The sequence below is a fragment of the Mesorhizobium sp. M7A.F.Ca.ET.027.03.2.1 genome (assembly GCF_003999175.1).
Taxonomy (GTDB): Bacteria; Pseudomonadota; Alphaproteobacteria; order Rhizobiales; family Rhizobiaceae; genus Mesorhizobium.
In genome coordinates, this window is the sequence record NZ_RZOM01000859.1 from 1 (window position 1) to 2,704 (window position 2,704).

Below are 2,704 nucleotides of genomic sequence, written 5' to 3' on the forward strand. Positions count from 1 at the left end.
CCCACGCGGTAAAGGACGGACCCATCCTGCGCTATCTCGAAACCGCGGCCGGTCAGGCACTCGCCCGCGGTCCGTTCAGCGTGCTCGACAAGACTGGCCGAGCCCCCAGCGGGGATCCCCAGGACTATTTTCACCCGGCGCCTTACTGGTGGCCCGACCCCGACAGACCCGATGGCCTGCCCTATATCAGGCGCGATGGCGAACGCGTGCCCGGCACGGCATTGTATGCAGCAGGAAGCGAAACCTACGATCGCACACGTTTACAGCGCGTCTTCGACGACACAACCGTGCTTGCGCTCGCCGCAACCGTGCTTGATGGACGTCATTACGCCGTCCACGCCGCGAGGCTCATTCGCGCATGGTTTGTCGATCCCAAGACAAGAATGAACCCGCATTTGCGCTATGCGCAGGTGCGGTCGGGCCACGACAACAATGAAGGGGCCGGCTACGGCATCATCGAGCTGAAGGATTTCTATTTCTTCCTGGATGCCGTACGCTTGATCGAGCGAACAGGAGTACTGGGCGACGAGGATCGCGAGGCGTTCAGAGCCTGGCTCGGTTCCTACTGTGAATGGCTGGACACCGCGCCGGCAGCCGCGACGGCCTTCTGCAGCAGCAGCAACCAAGGAACGTACTACGATTTGCAGCGGGCATCGATCGCCACATTTCTTGGCGACAGCGCCACCCTGGCCAAGATCAGCCTCTATGCTCGGGAGAGATTGGCGACCCAGATCGCAGCCGACGGCTCCTTGCCCAGGGAACTGTCCCGCACGCGCCCCAGGCACTACGCCATGTTTACCTTGCAAGGCTGGACGTCGCTGGCCCGTGTCCTGTCTTCGGTTGGTGACAATCTCTGGCAGCACAAGACAGCCGAGGGACTGGGACTGGTCCAGGCGCTGCACTGGCTTGTTGCGCACGAGAACAAGCGCCACACCATGTCGGCCGAAACTGTCGATCCGGATCGGCTTGGGCCGCTGCTTCTCGACCTGACGCATCATGATCCCGCAGGGATGCCACCTGCCGATCTGGGAAGGGCGGCCAAGCCCATTTTTCATCCAGACGAGGCAATCGCGCCTTTTTGGCTGTGGCGAAGACGTTAGAGCAGTTCACCGTTTCACGGAAACGGCGACCCGCTCTAACTCCTTGTTTTTACGCAATTCCGGACGGAAAACCGTTTCACACTTTTCCTGGAATTGCTCTAGGGACGTCCGGCATTCCTGGCCTGTCACGTTGATGATGAGAACCACTTTCCCGAAATCAAACGCCCGCGACGGTGCAAAGGCTCTTCATTCTGGCCACCGCCAGATCGGGATCAGCGAGCAATCCTGCCTGGTCGGCAAGGCGGAACACGTCGGCATAGTGACGGATGCCGCGCGCCGACTGCATGCCGCCGACCATCGCAAAATGGTCCTGATGGCCATTCAGCCAGGCCATGAAGACGATGCCGGCCTTGTAGTACTCGGTCGGCGCCTCGAAGATTTTTCGCGATAGCGGCACGGTCGGCGCCATCAATGTGTCATAGCCGGCGCGGTCACCCTCCGCCAGTTTCGCCAGCGCTGCATTGGCGACCGGCGCAATCGCGTCGAAAATACCGAGCAGTGCGTGCGAGTGTCTTTTCTCGTCGCCGGCGATCAGTTCGGGATAATTGAAATCGTCGCCAGTGAACATGACGACGCCGTCCGGCAGACGGTTCCTCAGCGCGACCTCCTTGCCGGCATCGAGCAGCGAGATTTTTATCCCCTCGACCTTGCCAATATGGCGTTCGATGATGGCAACCACAGTATCGAGAGCGGCCTCGAAATTCTCGCTGCCCCAATAGCCCCTGAGCGCCGGATCGAACATGTCGCCCAGCCAGTGCAGGATGACCTTGCCGGATGCCTGGGACAGGATGCGGTCGTAGACGCTGACATAGTCGTCCGGCCCCTTGGCAACTGCCGCCAGTGCCCGGCTGGCCATCATGATCGCCTTGCCGCCCAAGCCTTCGATGAAAGCGAATTGCCGCTCATAGGCGGTGACCACATCGTCCAGTGTCCTGGCGGCGGCGGGCGCCAGATGGTCGGTCCCGGCACCCGAGGCGAGATCGGCGCCATCGACGGTACGCGCCTCGGCGATCGAACGGCGAATCAATTCCTGCGCGTTTGCCCAGTCGAAACCCATGCCGCGCTGCGACGTGTCCATCGCTTCGGCGATGCGGAATCCCAACCGCCACAGATGGTGACGGAACGTCATCGTCCTGTCCCAGTCGACCACCGGCCTGGACCACGGATCGGTCATGGCAAGCGGATCGGCAACGACGTGCGCGGCGGCATAGGCGATACGCGAAAATCGCGCGCCGACGTCAGGCTGCACCGGTTCGCCGACCAGCGTGTACCGGGTGCTGCCGCCCCCCTCACCAGGCAAGGCAATGTCCATCGATCTCTCCCTTCGCAACGCTACTAAATGGAACGTTCCAATAAATCAAGAACCTTTAAGATTCGAACTCCACGGCAGGAAGAATGCTGCATTGCAACACAAAAATCCTTATATTGCAAGCCATTTGAGTACGCACAATCGGCGTTCGAGGCGCGGGAAAAATCCCGATTGACTCAGGAGCGGAGCAGAGATTAGAACGTTCCAATAGTTTGGGCCTGCAGTCGGGGAGGATGCATCTGGATGGCCAACCGGGCCAAGGCGACGATATTCGACATCGCCCGCGAAGCAGGCG

General features: G+C 60.7%; 2 protein-coding genes. One reads left to right on the forward strand and one right to left on the reverse strand.

Annotated features, from left to right (window positions below; genetic code table 11):
- Positions 1–80 precede the first annotated feature (80 nt).
- Complete coding sequence (locus EN750_RS28045; RefSeq protein WP_245482833.1) at positions 81–1,100, forward strand: alginate lyase family protein; 1,020 nt, start codon at positions 81–83, stop codon at positions 1,098–1,100.
- 157 nt (positions 1,101–1,257) lie between these two features.
- On the opposite strand, the gene EN750_RS28050 is transcribed toward EN750_RS28045, so the two are convergent.
- Positions 1,258–2,412 (reverse strand): dihydrodipicolinate synthase family protein, encoded by a 1,155-nt coding sequence (locus tag EN750_RS28050; RefSeq protein ID WP_127398667.1) that lies wholly within the window; start codon positions 2,410–2,412, stop codon positions 1,258–1,260.
- Between the last annotated feature and the right edge of the window lie 292 nt (positions 2,413–2,704).

Bases quoted from the DNA above. Each gene is read 5' to 3' on its own strand.
- EN750_RS28050 (WP_127398667.1), bottom strand. From the start codon at position 2,412: ATGGACATTGCCTTGCCTGGTGAGGGGGGCGGCAGCACCCGGTACACG.